Source organism: Streptomyces sp. NPDC029956, assembly GCF_055574655.1.
The window spans coordinates 21,978-37,439 of sequence record NZ_JBVHZJ010000069.1 but is presented as its reverse complement, the minus strand read 5'-3'; the positions used below and the strand labels follow the sequence as shown (position 1 = coordinate 37,439).

General features: G+C 73.0%; 13 protein-coding genes. 4 read left to right on the top strand and 9 right to left on the bottom strand.

Going from position 1 to position 15,462, the window contains the following annotated elements:
* Positions 1-179 precede the first annotated feature (179 nt).
* Positions 180-1,133 (bottom strand): lipoyl synthase, encoded by a 954-nt coding sequence (gene lipA, locus ACZ4XX_RS35400; RefSeq protein WP_468511957.1) that lies wholly within the window; start codon positions 1,131-1,133, stop codon positions 180-182.
* 124 nt (positions 1,134-1,257) lie between these two features.
* On the bottom strand, positions 1,258-2,067 hold the full coding sequence (lipB, locus tag ACZ4XX_RS35395) for a lipoyl(octanoyl) transferase LipB (RefSeq protein WP_468511956.1): 810 nt from the start codon (positions 2,065-2,067) through the stop codon (positions 1,258-1,260).
* A gap of 335 nt (positions 2,068-2,402) precedes the next feature.
* Between lipB and ACZ4XX_RS35390 the strand changes: the two genes are divergently transcribed.
* Positions 2,403-3,944: a regulator gene (locus ACZ4XX_RS35390; RefSeq protein WP_468511955.1), complete on the top strand. Its 1,542-nt coding sequence runs from the start codon at positions 2,403-2,405 to the stop codon at positions 3,942-3,944.
* A gap of 212 nt (positions 3,945-4,156) precedes the next feature.
* On the opposite strand, the gene ACZ4XX_RS35385 is transcribed toward ACZ4XX_RS35390, so the two are convergent.
* Both ACZ4XX_RS35385 and ACZ4XX_RS35380 read right to left on the bottom strand, forming a co-directional pair.
* Positions 4,157-5,560 carry an NAD(P)/FAD-dependent oxidoreductase gene (locus ACZ4XX_RS35385; RefSeq protein WP_468511954.1) on the bottom strand — a complete coding sequence of 468 codons (1,404 nt, stop codon included), beginning with the start codon at positions 5,558-5,560 and terminating at the stop codon, positions 4,157-4,159.
* A 197-nt stretch (positions 5,561-5,757) separates the two neighbouring features.
* The gene (locus ACZ4XX_RS35380; RefSeq protein ID WP_468511953.1) at positions 5,758-6,678 is read right to left on the bottom strand and encodes a TIGR01777 family oxidoreductase; all 921 of its coding nucleotides are present in this window, start codon (positions 6,676-6,678) and stop codon (positions 5,758-5,760) included.
* Positions 6,679-6,716: 38 nt separating this feature from the next.
* Between ACZ4XX_RS35380 and ACZ4XX_RS35375 the strand changes: the two genes are divergently transcribed.
* Positions 6,717-7,220, top strand: coding sequence for a GNAT family N-acetyltransferase (locus tag ACZ4XX_RS35375; RefSeq protein ID WP_468511952.1), 504 nt, complete (start codon positions 6,717-6,719; stop codon positions 7,218-7,220).
* Here ACZ4XX_RS35375 and ACZ4XX_RS35370 read toward each other — a convergent pair.
* On the bottom strand, positions 7,192-7,971 hold the full coding sequence (locus ACZ4XX_RS35370) for a TetR/AcrR family transcriptional regulator (RefSeq protein ID WP_468511951.1): 780 nt from the start codon (positions 7,969-7,971) through the stop codon (positions 7,192-7,194). The genes ACZ4XX_RS35375 and ACZ4XX_RS35370 overlap by 29 nt on opposite strands.
* Before the next feature lie 151 nt (positions 7,972-8,122).
* Here ACZ4XX_RS35370 and ACZ4XX_RS35365 point away from each other — a divergent pair, with 151 nt between their 5' ends.
* Positions 8,123-8,917, top strand: coding sequence for an SDR family NAD(P)-dependent oxidoreductase (locus ACZ4XX_RS35365; RefSeq protein WP_468511950.1), 795 nt, complete (start codon positions 8,123-8,125; stop codon positions 8,915-8,917).
* A 76-nt stretch (positions 8,918-8,993) separates the two neighbouring features.
* Here ACZ4XX_RS35365 and ACZ4XX_RS35360 read toward each other — a convergent pair whose 3' ends face one another.
* Positions 8,994-9,515 (bottom strand): DUF4240 domain-containing protein, encoded by a 522-nt coding sequence (locus ACZ4XX_RS35360; protein WP_468511963.1) that lies wholly within the window; start codon positions 9,513-9,515, stop codon positions 8,994-8,996.
* 99 nt (positions 9,516-9,614) lie between these two features.
* Here ACZ4XX_RS35360 and ACZ4XX_RS35355 point away from each other — a divergent pair, with 99 nt between their 5' ends.
* On the top strand, positions 9,615-10,607 hold the full coding sequence (locus ACZ4XX_RS35355; RefSeq protein WP_468511949.1) for an SDR family oxidoreductase: 993 nt from the start codon (positions 9,615-9,617) through the stop codon (positions 10,605-10,607).
* 3 nt (positions 10,608-10,610) lie between these two features.
* Here the strand turns inward: ACZ4XX_RS35355 and ACZ4XX_RS35350 are convergent, their stop codons facing one another.
* The 3 genes from ACZ4XX_RS35350 to ACZ4XX_RS35340 form a co-directional block, all read right to left on the bottom strand.
* Positions 10,611-11,570 carry a helix-turn-helix transcriptional regulator gene (locus ACZ4XX_RS35350; protein ID WP_468511948.1) on the bottom strand — a complete coding sequence of 320 codons (960 nt, stop codon included), beginning with the start codon at positions 11,568-11,570 and terminating at the stop codon, positions 10,611-10,613.
* A gap of 40 nt (positions 11,571-11,610) precedes the next feature.
* Positions 11,611-14,316, bottom strand: coding sequence for a pyruvate dehydrogenase (acetyl-transferring), homodimeric type (gene aceE, locus ACZ4XX_RS35345; RefSeq protein ID WP_468511947.1), 2,706 nt, complete (start codon positions 14,314-14,316; stop codon positions 11,611-11,613).
* 399 nt (positions 14,317-14,715) lie between these two features.
* Positions 14,716-15,339, bottom strand: coding sequence for a GntR family transcriptional regulator (locus ACZ4XX_RS35340; protein ID WP_468511946.1), 624 nt, complete (start codon positions 15,337-15,339; stop codon positions 14,716-14,718).
* Positions 15,340-15,462 lie beyond the last annotated feature (123 nt).

The window sequence follows — 15,462 nt, the reverse complement described above, 5'->3', positions numbered from 1 at the left end:
CGTGCCGCCGGTCGAGCTCCGCCTCGCCACCGCTCCGGCCGCGTGCCCGCCCTCGTTCCTCGGGCGGACCCGCAACCTACGCTCCGGCTCGGCTGCGCTTCCGCGTGCCGCCGGTCGAGCTCCGCCTCGCCACCGCTCCGGCCGCGTGCCCGCCCTCGTTCCTCGGGCGGACCCGCAACCTACGCTCCGGCTCGGCTGCGCTTCTCCATCGCCTGCTGGAAGAGGCGGCCCGCGCGGTACGACGAACGGACCAGCGGGCCCGACATGACACCGGAGAAGCCGATCTCGTCGGCCTCCTCCTTGAGCTCCACGAACTCCTGCGGCTTCACCCAGCGCTCCACGGGGTGGTGCCGGACGGAGGGACGCAGGTACTGCGTGATCGTGATCAGCTCACAGCCCGCGGCGTGCAGCTGCCGGAGCGCCTCGCTGACCTCCTCACGGGTCTCGCCCATGCCGAGGATCAGGTTCGACTTCGTGACCAGACCGTAGTCACGGGCCTGCGTGATGACGTCGAGCGAACGCTCGTAACGGAAGCCCGGACGGATCCGCTTGAAGATCCGCGGCACCGTCTCCACGTTGTGCGCGAAGACCTCGGGGCGGGAGGCGAAGACCTCCGCCAGGAGCTCCGGCACCGCGTTGAAGTCGGGCGCGAGCAGTTCGACCTTGGTGCGGCCCTCGGCGCGCTCCGCCGTCTGCTGGTGGATCTGGCGCACGGTCTCCGCGTACAGCCAGGCGCCGCCGTCCTCCAGGTCGTCGCGCGCGACGCCGGTGATGGTGGCGTAGTTCAGGTCCATCGTGACGACGGACTCGCCCACGCGGCGCGGCTCGTCCCGGTCCAGCGCCTCGGGCTTGCCCGTGTCGATCTGGCAGAAGTCGCATCGCCGGGTGCACTGGTCACCACCGATGAGGAAGGTCGCCTCGCGGTCCTCCCAGCACTCGAAGATGTTGGGACAGCCCGCCTCCTGGCAGACCGTGTGCAGCCCCTCGCTCTTCACGAGGCTCTGCATCTTCGTGTACTCGGGCCCCATCTTCGCCCGGGTCTTGATCCACTCGGGCTTGCGCTCGATGGGGGTCTGGGCGTTCCGGACCTCCAGGCGCAGCATCTTGCGTCCGTCGGGTGCGACTGCGGACACATCGGCTCCTGTAGCTTCGATTCTTCGGCGCACACCAGGGTACGCCGTTGCTTCCCATGCCTTACTACGTCTGGCCAACCTCTGGCCAGCGCTCTGCATTCCTGCGGGCCCTCCCGGGCACTCCTCAGACCGAGGCGGTTTCCGCCGGACGCTCGATCTCCCGGGGCTTCAGCTCCGCCTGCTCCAGGACCGCCCGCAGGTGCTTCTCCACCACCGGCAGCACCTCCTCGATCGTGACGTCGCGGCCCAGCTCGTTGGCGAGCGAGGTGACGCCCGCGTCACGGATGCCGCACGGGATGATCCGGTCGAACCACGCGTTGTCCGGGTTCACGTTGAGGGCGAAGCCGTGCATCGTGACGCCCTTGGCGACCCGGATGCCGATCGCGGCCAGCTTGCGGTCCTCTCGGCGCTGGCCGGCGTTGGACGGGGCGTACTCGGGGCCGTTCATCCGAGGATCGAACTCCTCGTCCGTCAGCCGCGGGTCGAAGTCCAGCGACAGTCCGCCGAGCGCGGGCCGCTGCTCCACCGGATCGCCGAGGACCCAGACACCGCTGCGGCCCTCGACCCGGCTCGTCGCCACGCCGAACTCGGTGGCGGTGAGGATCAGCGCCTCCTCCAGACGGCGGACGTGCGCGACGACGTCCACCGGGCGGGGCAGCTTCATGATCGGGTAGCCGACGAGCTGGCCCGGGCCGTGCCAGGTGATCTTTCCGCCGCGGTCGACGTCCACCACGGGCGTCCCGTCGAGCGGGCGCTCGTTCTCCGCCGTGCGCCGGCCGGCCGTGTACACCGGCGGGTGCTCGAGGAGCAGACAGGTGTCGTCGATCTCGTCGGCGAACCGCGCGGCGTGCACTTCGCGCTGCTTGTCCCAGGCCACCTGGTAGTCGACGGCTTCCTCGCCGAAACCAAGGCGGACGAATCGCAGCTCACTCACGGCCATGCCTCCTCCTGGGTGCCGGGGTCCGGAATCCGGGGATCATCCCGGGCCGGTGCGGCACCATGCGTCATTCGCGCCCATGCCACTGTACGGCGGTGCCGGGGACGGACCTCCGGCAGGTGGACGGGGACCGCGTCCGGCAGGTGGGCGGCCCGTCCTCCGCCAGATGGCCGGGGACACCTACGTCAGCGATGCCGTCAATCCTCACACGATCGGATGAATGTGGGGCGAAGGTGGCGGTACGGGCCGTGAGGACCGCTAAATTCACGCCGTTCCATGAGGGTCCGACGGGGCTGCCGTCCGGACCCGGAAGGCAGGAGACCGCACAGCTGATGACGGAACGACCACCGCAGCGCATCCCGAACCGCCAGCTCGCCGCGCTCATCGCCGAAGCCGGGTTCTCCCACGCGGGCCTGGCGAGACGGGTGGACCAGCTCGGTCTGGAACACGGTCTCGACCTGCGGTACGACAAGACCTCGGTGACCCGCTGGCTCCGCGGCCAGCAGCCGCGCGGCACCACACCCGCGCTGATCGCCGAGGTCTTCACCCGTCGCCTCGGCCGTCGGCTCTCCGCCCAGGACCTCGGCCTCGACGCCTGCGCGCCGGTCTACGCGGGGCTGGAGTTCGCGGCGACCCCCGAGGAGGCGGTCGACATCGTCAGCGGGCTCTGGCGGAAGGACTCCGGCAGCCACGCCGAACTCCGCAAGATCGCCTTCACACCGGCGGGTCTGGTCGTGCCCAGCCGCGACTGGCTGATCGGCCGCGCGGACGACCGGGTCGCCCGCGGGGACACCCCCCAGGGCCACCGGCCCCCACCGGGCGCCGCGGTCACCGCCACCGTCACGGCCGAGGCCCGTCTCGCCCACGACCCGCGCCCCGCCCACGACCCCCGGCTCGCGCACGACCCCCGGGTGCCGCCCCAGGGCCGCTTCTCCGTGCCCCGGCAGCGCGGTACGGACCGGGGGCCCGGCCAGCGGGTCTCCAGCGGGGACATCGCGGCCCTGCGGTCCGTCGGTGAGCTCTTCCGCACGCTCGACCACGCCTACGGCGGCGGGCACGCCCGGCAGGCCCTCGTCCGCTACCTGGAGCACGAGGCCGAGCCGATGCTGCGCGGCACGTACGGCGAGTCCGTGGGCCGCCGCCTCTTCGCCGCGGCCGCCGACCTCACCCGGCTCGCCGGCTGGACGTCGTACGACATCGCCGCGCACGGCCTCGCCCAGCGCTACTTCGTCCAGGCGCTCCGACTCGCCCAGGCGGCCGGGGACCGGGCGTACGGCTCGTACGTGCTCCTCACCATGAGCTGCCAGGCCGTCTACCTCGGCCACGGGCGGGAGGCCGTGCAGCTCGCCCGGGTCGCCCAGCAGGGCGTCGGGCCGGCCGCGCCGCCGGTCGTCCAGGCGATGCTGCACGCGGTGGAGGCGCGGGGGCACGCGGTCCTCGGCGAGGCGCGGGTGTGCAGCGCCTCGCTCGTACGGGCCGAGCGGGCCCTGGAGGCGGCGCGGCCGGGCGACGAGGTGCCGTACTGGGCCCGGATGTTCGACGAGGCCCAGCTCGCCGACGAGCTCGGGCACTGCCACCGCGACCTCCAGCAGTACCGGCCGGCGGCCCAGCACGCCGAACGCGCCCTCCAGCTCCGGGCCCCCGGCTTCGCCCGCAGCCGCCTCTTCTGCCGGGTGGTCCTGGCGACGTCGCGACTGGCCCTGGGTGAACTGGACCAGGCGTGCGCACTCGGCGCGGAGGCCGCCCAGCAGGCCTCGGAGATGCGCTCGGCGCGGGCGGTGGAGTACGTACGCGACTTCGAACGGCGCCTGGAGCCGTACCGGGACGCGGCGGCGGCCCGCACGTACCGGGACCGAGTGGCCGCCATCGGCTGACCCTGTTCGGACCCTGGGCCACGGCGCCGTGGCCCGGGGCCGCTCCGCCCCGGGACCTCGGTGCTGATGCCCACCCCGCCCGGACCCGATGCACCCGCCCGCGCCGGCTGCGTGCGGCCCACGGCTGAGGTGTGCGGAGGCTGCGGAGGCGGCGCAGCCCGCAAGGGGGTGGGCCGGGGTGCGGTTCACGGCACCGCGGCCCACCCATGCCCCTACGCCGCCTCCACCCCCTCCTCCTCCGACGCGCGTCGGAGGCCCAGGTCCGTCAGGAGGGACAGGGCCGCTCGGTGGCCCGAGGCGAGGGCGCCCTGGGTGGTGCTCGTCGCGCGGTGGTCGCCGCAGACGTACAGGCCCGCCAGCAGGCGGACCGAGCGGTGCGCGTCGTGCGGTGGGGGCATCGACGGGACCGCGTCCGGGGTGTGACGCAGGGCCAGCAGCTCCCACTCGTCCGTCGACGTGCCGTACAGCGTCGCGAGGTGCTTGCGGACCCGCCGTTCCGTGTCGTCCGGCGGCGTTCCGAGCACCGTCGAGGTGATCAGCGTCCGGCCCTCCGGCGCCCGCCCCGGGTCCACCGCGCTCATCACCGCGGTGTGGGCCACCGGCCCGTCCGGGTCCGCCTCCAGGAGCAGCGTCGGGTCCGCCGTCGGCGCCATCGGCGCGGTGTGGTGGAGCACCGTCACGGAGTGGAAGGCCGGCCGGCGCAGACCGGGGAGCAGTTCGGTGGCCGTCCGCGCCCCCGTCGCGAGGACGACCGACCGGCACCGGAACACCCCGTGCTCCGCCGTCGTCACCCGGGAGATCGACGCCTCCGTGACCCGGACCCCCGTCCGGACCGTGCCCGGCGGCAGCGCCGCCGCGAGCCGTTCCGGGAGCGCGGCCGCCCCGCCCTCGGGCACCGCGAGCCGGCCCCGGGCGAAGGCGCGCAGCGCCAGGTCCGCGCGGCGGCTCGACATGCCGAGGTCCGGGTCGCCGAGGAGCGCGGCGAGCAGGGGCCGCAGCACTCCCTGGACGGTCCTGGCGGGCAGTCGCGCGGTCAGTGCCTCGCGGGCGGTCCGCTCGGGGCGGGCCAGGATCCGCTGCGTCGGCGTCGCCGCGAGCCGGACGAGGGAGGCGCCGAGCCGCGCCTGGTCGAGCGAGGCGGCCGGATGCCGGGGGGCGCTCGCGAGGGCGCGCGCCACGCTGAACGCTCCCCCCACGCTCCGGTGCCCCGCGTTCCGGGAGCCGCCGGCCGTCCGGCGCGGGTGCGGGGCGCCCCACCGCGAGTACCGGCCGTCGCTGTGCACGAGCACCCCCGGTGCGAACGGCCGCAGCACCAGGCCGTCGAGCCCCGGGACGGCCCGGAGTGCCTCGTGCGACAGGGTGAGCAGCGGCCCGACCCGGTCGAGCAGGAAGCCGTCGACGGACTCGGTCGCCATCCGGCCCCCGATGCGGGGTTCCGCCTCCAGGACGACCACGGAGAGCCCGGCGTCGGTCAGCCGGCGGGCCGCGGCGAGTCCCGCGACCCCGGCTCCCACGATGACGACATCGACGGTGTGCGCGATGCCGAGGTCGACGTCGACATCGGCATCGACGTTCGTACGCTGTGCGGTCCTTGCGCTGTCTGCGCTGTTGAGCACGTGCCCCTCCCCAGGTCGGCGCGGCCGGTGGGAGGCCTATGCCCCCAACGAGCCTCCGGAATGCCCGAGTTCGCCGTTCTCGTCGAGCCTAGGCAGGGCTCCCGCGGGTGCCAGCCGCGCGCACCGGGGTGCGTGCGGCACGGGGGAGCACGGAGGGGAGTGAAGGAGGGGGCGCGATACGCGGCTCAGGGCGCGCCTCAGCGCGCGGCCGCCCGGATCGAGTCGTCGATCGTCGGGAACGCGAAGTCGAACCCGGTCTCCAACAGCCGTCCCGGCAGCACCCGCTGACTCCCCAGCACATCCTGGGCGAAGTCCCCGAGCACCGCCTTCAGGGCGGGCGCGGGCACGGTGAAGAGGGTCGGACGGTGCAGGACCCGGCCCATCGCCGCCGTCACCTCGCGGTTGGTGACCGGTTCGGGCGCGGTCAGGTTCACCGGGCCCGAGAGCGCCGGTGTGTCGACGAGATGGCGCAGGGCGGCCACCTCGTCGTGGAGGGAGATGAACGACCAGTACTGGCGCCCGTCGCCCATCCGGCCGCCGAGTCCGGCGCGGAAGACCGGGAACAGCCGTCCCCACGCCCCTCCCTCGCGCGCCACCACCAGGCCCGTACGGGCGTAGGCGACCCGGATGCCGGCCTCCTCCGCGGGGGCCGCGGCGGCCTCCCACTCCACGCAGACCTCGGGCAGGAAGCCGGTGCCCGCCGGGGCGCTCTCGTCGACCGCGCGGCTGCCGGTGTCTCCGTACCAGCCGAGCGCCGTGCCGCACACCAGGCTCTCCGGCGGCTCGGCGAGGGAGGCGAGGGCCCGGGAGATCGCCGTCGTGCCGAGGACGCGGCTGTCGCGGATCTCCTTCTTGTACGCCTCGCTCCAGCGGCGCTCGCCGACCCCGGCGCCCGCCAGGTGTACGACGGAGTCCACGCCGACGAGTCCGGCGGCGTCCACGTACAGCCGCTTCGGGTCCCATTCGACCTCGTCGGCGGTCCTGGCGGGCCGGCGCACGAGCCGGACGACATCATGGCCGTCCGCGCGCAGGGAGCGGACGAGGGCGGAGCCGATGAGCCCGGAGGCACCGGTGACGGCGACACGCTTGCGAGTGGCGGAACGCTGCATGGTCACCATCCTGCACTCCCGGGAGGGTACGTGGCACAGTGGCCGCCATGATCGTGCCGGAGACGCTGATACGTACCGCCGGACCCGCGGACGACGCCGCCCTCGCCGAACTCGACCGGGCCGCCTGGTCGACCCTGCACGCGGTGCTGCCCGCCCCGGTCCCGCCGTACGGGCCCTTCTTCGACGAGCGCCACCTGCCCGGGGACTACCTCCTCGCGGTGCGCGAGGGCGTGATCGTCGGCTACATCCGGGTGGTGCCGCCGACCCCGCTCGCCGCGACCGCGCACGTGCGGCAGATCCAGGGCCTCGTGGTCGCCGGGTCCGCGCGGGGGCACGGGGTGGCGCGGGCGCTGCTGCGGGCCGCGATGGACAGGGCCCGGGCGGACGGCGCCGTCCGCATGACGCTGCGGGTGCTCGGCCACAACGCCCCGGCCCGCGCGCTCTACGCCTCCGAGGGCTTCGTGGTGGAGGGTGTGCTGCCGGGGGAGATGTTCCTGGCCGGGGAGTACGTGGACGACGTCCTCATGGGCCGGTCGCTGACCCTCCGCTGACGTCCGGGTTCAGCAGCCGCATTCCGCCCATCAGCTCGCGCAGGCACCGGACCGCGAGCTCCGCCGGGGCGCCCTCGCCCCGTACCGGCGCGTCCGTCTCCGCCCAGCTCTCCAGGGCGATCCGGATCGCGTCCGTCGAGGCCGCGGCCGCGAGCCGTACCTCCAGCGGGTCCGCGCCCGGACCGGCGAGGCCGGCGACGACCTCGCGCAGTCGCTCCTCCGATTCCTGGTTGACCCGGTACCAGACGGCCCGCAGCGCCGGGTCCTCGGCGGCCGCGCGCAGCAGCCCGCGGGTCCAGCGCAGCCCCTCCTCGGCCGCTTCGTCGGCCGGGGTCAGCGAGGCGGCGATCGAGCGTTCCAGGGCTTCGGGCAGCCCGGCGCCCGGTACCGGGGCGGTCCGTCCGGCGCCCGGTACCGGGGCGGTCCGTCCGGCGCCCGTGGCCGTCGTGGCCGTCGCGGCTTCGGCAGCCGTCGTGGCCTCCGCGGCCGTCGCGGCCAGGAGTGCGCGCCAGCGGTCGCCGCCGCCCGCGAGGAGCGGGGCCACGGCGTCCTGCTTGGAGCGGAAGTACCGGTAGAAGGTGCGCAGCGCGACTCCGGCCCGCAGGGCGATGTCCTCGGCCGTGGTGCCGTCGGGGCCGTGCTCGGTGAAGAGCTCGGCGGCGGCGCGCGCGATGTCCAGCTGGGTCGCGGCCTTGCGGCGCTCCGTCAGCGTCCGGGTGGGGGGCGTGGCGCCCTCGGGCTTGGTGCTCACCGTACGAAGCGTACGCCCGCCCCTGCCGGTGATGCACATCGTGCAGCTATGGCAAATCGTGCCACTTGGGCGTACGGTGGCGGCATTCCCCGGGAACCCTGACGTCCCGGAAGCAGGATTCCCGGAAGCTCGACATCGAGAGGTTGCCGCCATGAACCAGCTGACCCGTTACGAAGGACGCCGCGCGCTCATCACCGGCGGAGGCTCCGGCATCGGGCAGGCCACCGTCCTGCGCGTGCTCGCCGAGGGCGGCCGGGTCGTCGCCGCCGACATCAGCGAGGACGGCCTCAAGGACACCGTCGCCAAGGCCGGCGACGCCGCAGGCCGCCTCACCACCGTCGTCCTCGACGTCGCCGACGAGGCCTCCGTACGCGCCGGTGTCGCCGCCGCCGTCGAGGCGCTCGGAGGCCTGGACGTCCTGGTCAACGCAGCCGGCATCCTGCGCTCCTCGCACACCCGTGAGACGAGCCTCGACTCCTTCGAGCAGGTGATACGGATCAACCTCACCGGCACGTTCCTGGTGATCCGCGAGTCGATCCCCGCGCTTCTGGAGGGCGACGGCTCCGCCGTCGTGAACTTCTCCTCCACCTCGGCGATGTTCGCGCACCCCTACATGGCGGCCTACGCGGCCAGCAAGGGCGGCATCCAGTCCATGACCCACGCACTCGCCGCCGAGTACGCCAAACAGGGCATCCGCTTCACCGCCGTCCAGCCCGGCTCCATCTCCTCCGGCATGACGGACGGCACCGGCGCCAGCCGTCAGAGCGTCGGCCCCGGCATCCCCGAGGACGCCGACTGGTCCCTCTTCGGCAAGCTCGCCCCCGCCCTCGGCCAGGGCTTCGCGGGACCCGAGACCGTCGCGGGCGTCGTCGCGATGCTGGCGTCCGAGGACGGGCGGTTCATCACCGGCACCGAGGTCCGCATCGACGGCGGCACGCACTTCTGACGGGCGATGACGTCCTCGGCCGGCGGCCTGCCGCCGATCGGGACCGGATCCCGGGGGTCTTCCCCCGGGATCGGTGCTACGTCGCCCCGAAGCGCTCCCACAGCCGGGGGAAGCGGACCGCGAGGACCTTTTCGTCCTCCAGGTCGAACGGGGCTCCCAGCGGCTCCCCGCCGGGCATCGGAATGCCCAGGTCCGGGGTTTCCGCGCCGGTCAGCTGCTCATATGCCTCGTCCGCCGCGAAACCGATCTCCTCGCCGTCCCCGTCGATCTCCACGTCGAAGTCGCCGAGCAGTTCCGCGAGCGCGTCGGGATCGTGCACCGCGCCCTCGTACACCTCCCGGCCCTGGCCGATGAGCCAGCAGCGGAACGAATCGAAGGTCTCGTCGCCGGCCCCGTCGAAGAGCACCGCCGCCGCGCCCCACAGATCCCAGAGGTACGCGCGGTTGTAGCGGGCCTCGAAATGGCGTGCGTAGTCGAGCACGGAGTCGGGGTCCAGCCGGGTCAGCCGTTCCACGAGCAGGTCGGCCTGTTCCTCGGGGTCGCCCTCGGCGTCCTCGCGGCTGGCGTCGATGATCTCCCAGAACTCCGTCTCGTCCATCACGGGACCAGCATCCTGGTTCGGGGGGTGCGACGCACCCGGAAAGCCCGAAATGAATCCGGACAGAAGGTGTCGTACTTTCCTGCGAGTCTGGTGCGCATGACGACGGAGACGAACGAGACGATCGAGACGCACACGACGAACCGGGTGGACCGGACGGCCGAGACGGGCGAGACGGACCGGGCGAAGCCCCTGCGCGGACGGATCTGCCTGGTCGCCGGGGCGACCCGCGGCGCCGGACGCGGCATCGCCGTCCAGCTCGGCGCGGCCGGAGCCACGGTGTACGCCACCGGGCGGACCACCCGCGAGAGGCTCAGCGAGGTCGGCCGGGCCACCGAGACCATCGAGGAGACCGCCGAACTGGTGACGGCCGCCGGCGGCGAGGGCATCGCCGTCCCCACCGACCACCTGGAGGTCGACCAGGTGAAGGCGCTGATCGACCGGATCGACCGCGAGCGCGGCCGGCTCGACGTCCTCGTGAACGACGTGTGGGGCGGCGAGCACCTCCTCGTCTTCGGCGACAAGACCTGGGAGAGCGACCTCGCCGGCGGCCTGCGGATGCTGGAACTCGGGGTGCGGACGCACGCCATCACCTCCCACACGGCGATCCCGCTGCTCATCCGGAACCGGGGCGGCCTCGTCGTCGAGGTCACCGACGGCACGTCCGAGTACAACGGCACCCGCTACCGCGAGAACCTCTTCTACGACCTCGCCAAGAACGCCCCCATCCGGATGGCCTTCGGCCTCGGGAAGGAACTCGAGGAGTACGGCGGCACGGCGGTCTCCGTCACCCCCGGCTGGCTCAGGTCCGAGCAGATGCTCACCGCGTTCGGCGTCACCGAGGAGAACTGGCGCGACGCCGTCGAGAAGATCCCCGGCTTCGCGATCGCCGAGTCCCCGGTGTACGTGGGGAGGGCGATCGCCGCGCTCGCCGCCGACCCCGAGCGGCACCGCTGGAACGGCCGGTCGCTGTCGAGCGGCCAGCTCGCGGGGGAGTACGGCTTCACCGACGCGGACGGCTCACGGCCGGACGCCTGGGGCTTCATGCTCGCCGAGGAGAAGGGCAGCCCGGACGTGAACGACTACCGGTGACCGTCACGCGTACCGCGAGGCCATCGCGCGGGCGGCCGCACCGAAGCGCTCGCGCAGGGAGGCCGGGGCGAGCACCTCGGCCTCCGGGCCGAGCGTGAGCAGCTGGGAGAACGCGACCTCCTCACTCTCCACCGGGAGGACCACCCGGAGCCCGCCGTCCTCGGCGACCGCCGCCGCGAGGGCCTCCTCGGCCGCCCCGCGGTCCGTCACGTACGGCAGCCGGCGGGCGCCGGCCTCCGTGAGCCGTACGACGATCTCGGCGCGCAGGATCGACCGGGCGAACTCGGCCGCGCGCTCGGCCCAGAAGGCGGACAGGTCGAAGGTCTCGTCCCGGTCGAAGCGCTCCACGGCGAGGGCGACGGAGGCGAAGCGGTCCACCCTGTAGGTGCGGAACGCCGTACCGGACCGCGCGCACAGGTACCAGACACCCGCCTTGAGGACGAGGCCGTAAGGGGCGAGCTCGCGCTCCACCTCACGGTCACCGCGCCGGTAGCGGGCCGAGACCATCCGGTCGTCCCAGACCGCCTCCGCGATCGGCGGCAGCAACTCCGGGGTCTCCGGCTCCTGGTACCAGCCGGGCGCGTCGAGCAGAAAGCGCTGCGCCACCGAGTCCGGGGCGTCCCGCAACGACGGCAGCAGCGCGGCGGACACCTTGAGCCGGGCCGCCGAAGCCGCGTCCTCCAGACCCATGTCCCGCAGCGCGCCGGGCAGTCCGGACAGGAACAGCGCCTCGGCCTCGCCGCGCGCCAGCCCCGTGAGCCGGGTGCGGTAGCCGCCGACGAGCCGGTACCCACCGGCCCTGCCCCGGTCCGCATACACCGGAACCCCCGCCTCGGAGAGGGCGAGGGCATCGCGGGTGATGGTGCGCTCCGACACCTCCAGCTCGGCGGCGAGTTCGGCCGCCGTCATCGAAGGACGGGACTGGAGGAGAAGGACCATCTTGATCAGCCGGGCGGCGCGCATGAACCCATCATGCGCGCCCGCGCCGACAACCGGGCAGGGCCTACAGGCCGTAGCGCTCGCGCGCCTCCTTCACGGCCGAGGCCGGGACCTCGCCGCGGCGGGCGAGCTGCGCGAGGGCCGCGACGACGATCGACCGGGCGTCGACACCGAAGTGGCGACGGGCCGCGTCACGCGTGTCCGACAGGCCGAAGCCGTCCGCACCGAGCGAGGACCAGTCCTGCTCGACCCACTGCGCGATCTGGTCGGGTACCTGGCGCATGTAGTCGGAGACCGCGAGGACCGGGGACTCGACGCCCTCCAGGGCCCGGCGGATGTACGGCACCTGCTCCTCGCCGCGCAGCAGCGCCGCGTCGGCCTCGAGCGCGTCGCGGCGCAGCTCCGTCCAGGAGGTCGCGGACCACACGTCGGCGCCCACACCCCACTCGGCGGCGAGCAGCTTCTGCGCCTCCAGGGCCCAGTGGATGGCCGTGCCGGAGGAGAGGAGCTGGATGCGCGAGGCGTTCGCCGGGAGGTCGAGGCCCGCGGACTCCGCCGTGTTGAAGCGGTAGAGGCCCTTGACGATGCCCTCGTCGATCCCGGCCGGCTTGGCCGGCTGCGGCATCGGCTCGTTGTAGACGGTGAGGTAGTAGAAGACGTTCTGGTCCTCGCCCTCGGCGGCCTCGCCGTACATCCGGCGCAGACCCTCCTTGACGATGGCCGCGACCTCGTAGGCGAACGCCGGGTCGTACGTCAGCGCCGCCGGGTTGGTCGCAGCGATCACCGGCGAGTGGCCGTCGGCGTGCTGCAGGCCCTCACCGGTCAGCGTCGTACGGCCCGCGGTCGCGCCGATGAGGAAGCCGCGGCCGAGCTGGTCGCCGAGCTGCCACATCTGGTCGGCGGTCCGCTGCCAGCCGAACATCGAGTAGAAGATGTAGAACGGGATCATCGCCTCGCCGTGCGTGGAGTACGCGGTGGAAGCGGCGATGAAGTCGGCCATCGAACCGGCCTCGGTGATCCCCTCGTTGAGGATCTGGCCGTTGACGGCCTCCTTGTAGTACATCAGCTGGTCGCGGTCGACCGGCTCGTACGTCTGGCCCTTCGGCGAGTAGATGCCGAGCGACGGGAACAACGACTCCATACCGAAGGTACGGGCCTCGTCCGGGACGATCGGGACCCAGCGCTTGCCGGTCTCCTTGTCGCGGATGAGGTCCTTGACCAGGCGGACGAAGGCCATCGTGGTCGCCATCGACTGCGCGCCGGAGCCCTTGTCGAAGGCGGTGAAGGCCTTCTCGGCCGGGGCCGGCAGCGGGGCGATCGCGTGGGTGCGGCGGGCCGGGGCCGGACCGCCGAGCGCCGCGCGGCGCTCCTGCAGGTAGCGGACCTCGGGGGAGTCGGCGCCGGGGTGGCCGTACGGCACCTGGCCGTCGGCGAACTGCGCGTCCGAGATGGGCAGCTCGAGAAGGTCACGCATGTTCTTGAACTCGTCGTTCGAGAGCTTCTTCATCTGGTGGTTCGCGTTCTTCGACGCGAAGCCCTCACCGAGGGTGAAGCCCTTGACGGTCTGCGCGAGGATGACCGTCGGCGCGCCCTTGAACTCCACGGCGGCCTTGTACGCGGCGTACACCTTGCGCGGCTCGTGGCCACCGCGCGAGAGGTGGAAGCACTCCAGGATCTTGTCGTCGCTCAGCAGCTGCGCCATCGCGACGAGCGCCGGGTCCTTGCCGAAGAAGTCCTGGCGGATGTAGGCGGCGTCGCGGGTCTGGTACGTCTGGACCTGCGCGTCCGGCACCTCGCGGAGGCGGCGGACCAGGGCGCCGGTGGTGTCGAGCGCGAACAGCTCGTCCCAGGCGTTGCCCCACAGCGACTTCACGACGTTCCAGCCGGCGCCGCGGAACTGGGCCTCCAGCTCCTGCACGATCTTGAAGTTGGCGCGGACCGGGCCGTCGAGGCGCTGCAGGTTGCAGTTGATGACGAAGGTCAGGTTGTCCAGGCCCTCACGGGCGGCCAGGGCGAGGGCCGCGGTCGACTCGGGCTCGTCCATCTCGCCGTCACCGAGGAACGCCCACACGTGCGAGGCGGAGACGTCCTTGATGGCGCGGTTGGTCAGGTAACGGTTGAAGCGCGCCTGGTAGATCGCGGAGAGCGGGCCCAGACCCATGGAGACGGTCGGGAACTCCCACAGCCAGGGCAGGCGGCGCGGGTGCGGGTAGGAGGGCAGACCGTTGCCGCCGGACTCCTGCCGGAAGTTGTCGAGGTGGCCCTCGTTCAGGCGGCCGTCCAGGAACGCGCGGGCGTAGATGCCGGGCGCGGCGTGACCCTGGATGTAGAGCTGGTCGCCGGAACCGTCGGCTTCCTTGCCCTTGAAGAAGTGGTTGAAGCCCGTCTCGTACAGCCAGGCGGCCGACGCGAACGTGGCGATGTGACCGCCGACGCCGTACTTCGAGCCGCGGGTGACCATCGCGGCCGCGTTCCAGCGGTTCCAGGCGGTGATCCGGCGCTCCATGGCCTCGTCGCCGTCGAAGTCGGCGCCCGTCGGTTCGGAGGAGGTCGGGATGGTGTTGACGTAATCCGTCTCCAGCAGCTTGGGCAGGGCGAGACCCGCGCCCTCGGCGTGCTGGAGCGTGCGGCGCATCAGGTAGGCGGCCCGGTGGGGGCCGGCGGCCTTGGTGACGGCGTCCAGGGAGGCCGCCCACTCGGCGGTCTCCTCGGTGTCACGGTCCGGGAGCTGGTCGAGCTCGCTCGGAATCTTGCCTACGGGATCGGTCATGATCGCCGCCTTCCGGACAGGTGGGGGTGGAGAAGGGGTGCCTTGTCTGGCAGGACAGGGCGAAGGGCCGGGTAGCGGCCCGCCGAAGACTGTAAACCGGCGATCGATGATCGATCAAAGGGTTGAAGGGGAAAACCTCTTCAGATCGAGAAAGTCGGCACAGGGTGCCGCGAAACAGGGCACCCGGTGCCTTGTTTTCGCAGGTGAGAGCGGGGGAGGGGTCGCTTTCTGAGGAGGTGCACGCACGAATGAGCGGGCCCACCGAGAGGTGGACCCGCTCACTGTCCGTGACGGACGAGGGTGTGCAGGTGCGCGGCGCGCGCGGGGCAGGGGTGTGCAGGTGCGCGGCGCGCGCAGGACGGGGGTGTCAGGCGCGCGGCGCGCGGGGGACGGGGGGTGTCAAGCGCGCGGCGCGCAGCCCAGCACATGCGCCTTCACCAGCGCGCCGATGTTCGGATCGCCCCGCCGGAAGGCCTCCACCAGCTCCTGGTGCTCCTCCGCGTACGACTTCTGGACCGTGCCGAGCCAGCGGATCGACAGGGCCGTGAAGACCTCGATGCCGAGCGTCTCCCAGGTGTGCAGCAGGACCGCGTTCCCCGCGGCCTTCACCAGCTCCCGGTGGAAGGCCACCGTGTGCCGCACCTGGGCCGTGCCGTCGGAGGTCGCGTCCGCCTCGTACAGGGCCGCCACGTGGGGCTCCAGGGCCGAGCAGTCGGACGCGAGCCGGCCGGCCGCCAGCTCGGCCGCGATCTGCTCCAGGCCGGCCCGTACGGGGTAGCTCTCCTCCAGGTCGGCCGCGGTCAGGTTGCGGACCCGGACGCCCTTGTTCGGCGCCGACTCGATCAGCCGCAGCGACTCCAGCTCGCGCAGCGCCTCACGCACGGGCGTCTGGCTGACCTCGAGCTCGGTCGCGATCCGGCGCTCCACGATCCGCTCGCCGGGCTTCCAGCGGCCGCTGACGATCCCCTCCACGATGTGCTCGCGGATCTGCTCGCGCAGCGAGTGGACGACGGGGACGGTCATGAAGCGGCTCCTCGGGGAGTGTTGACTCTCAAGACAATACGGCGGCGGGGGGGGGGGGGGGGGGGGGAGGGGGGGGTGGGGGGGGGGGGGGGGGGGGGGGGGGGGGGGGGGGGGGGGGGGGGG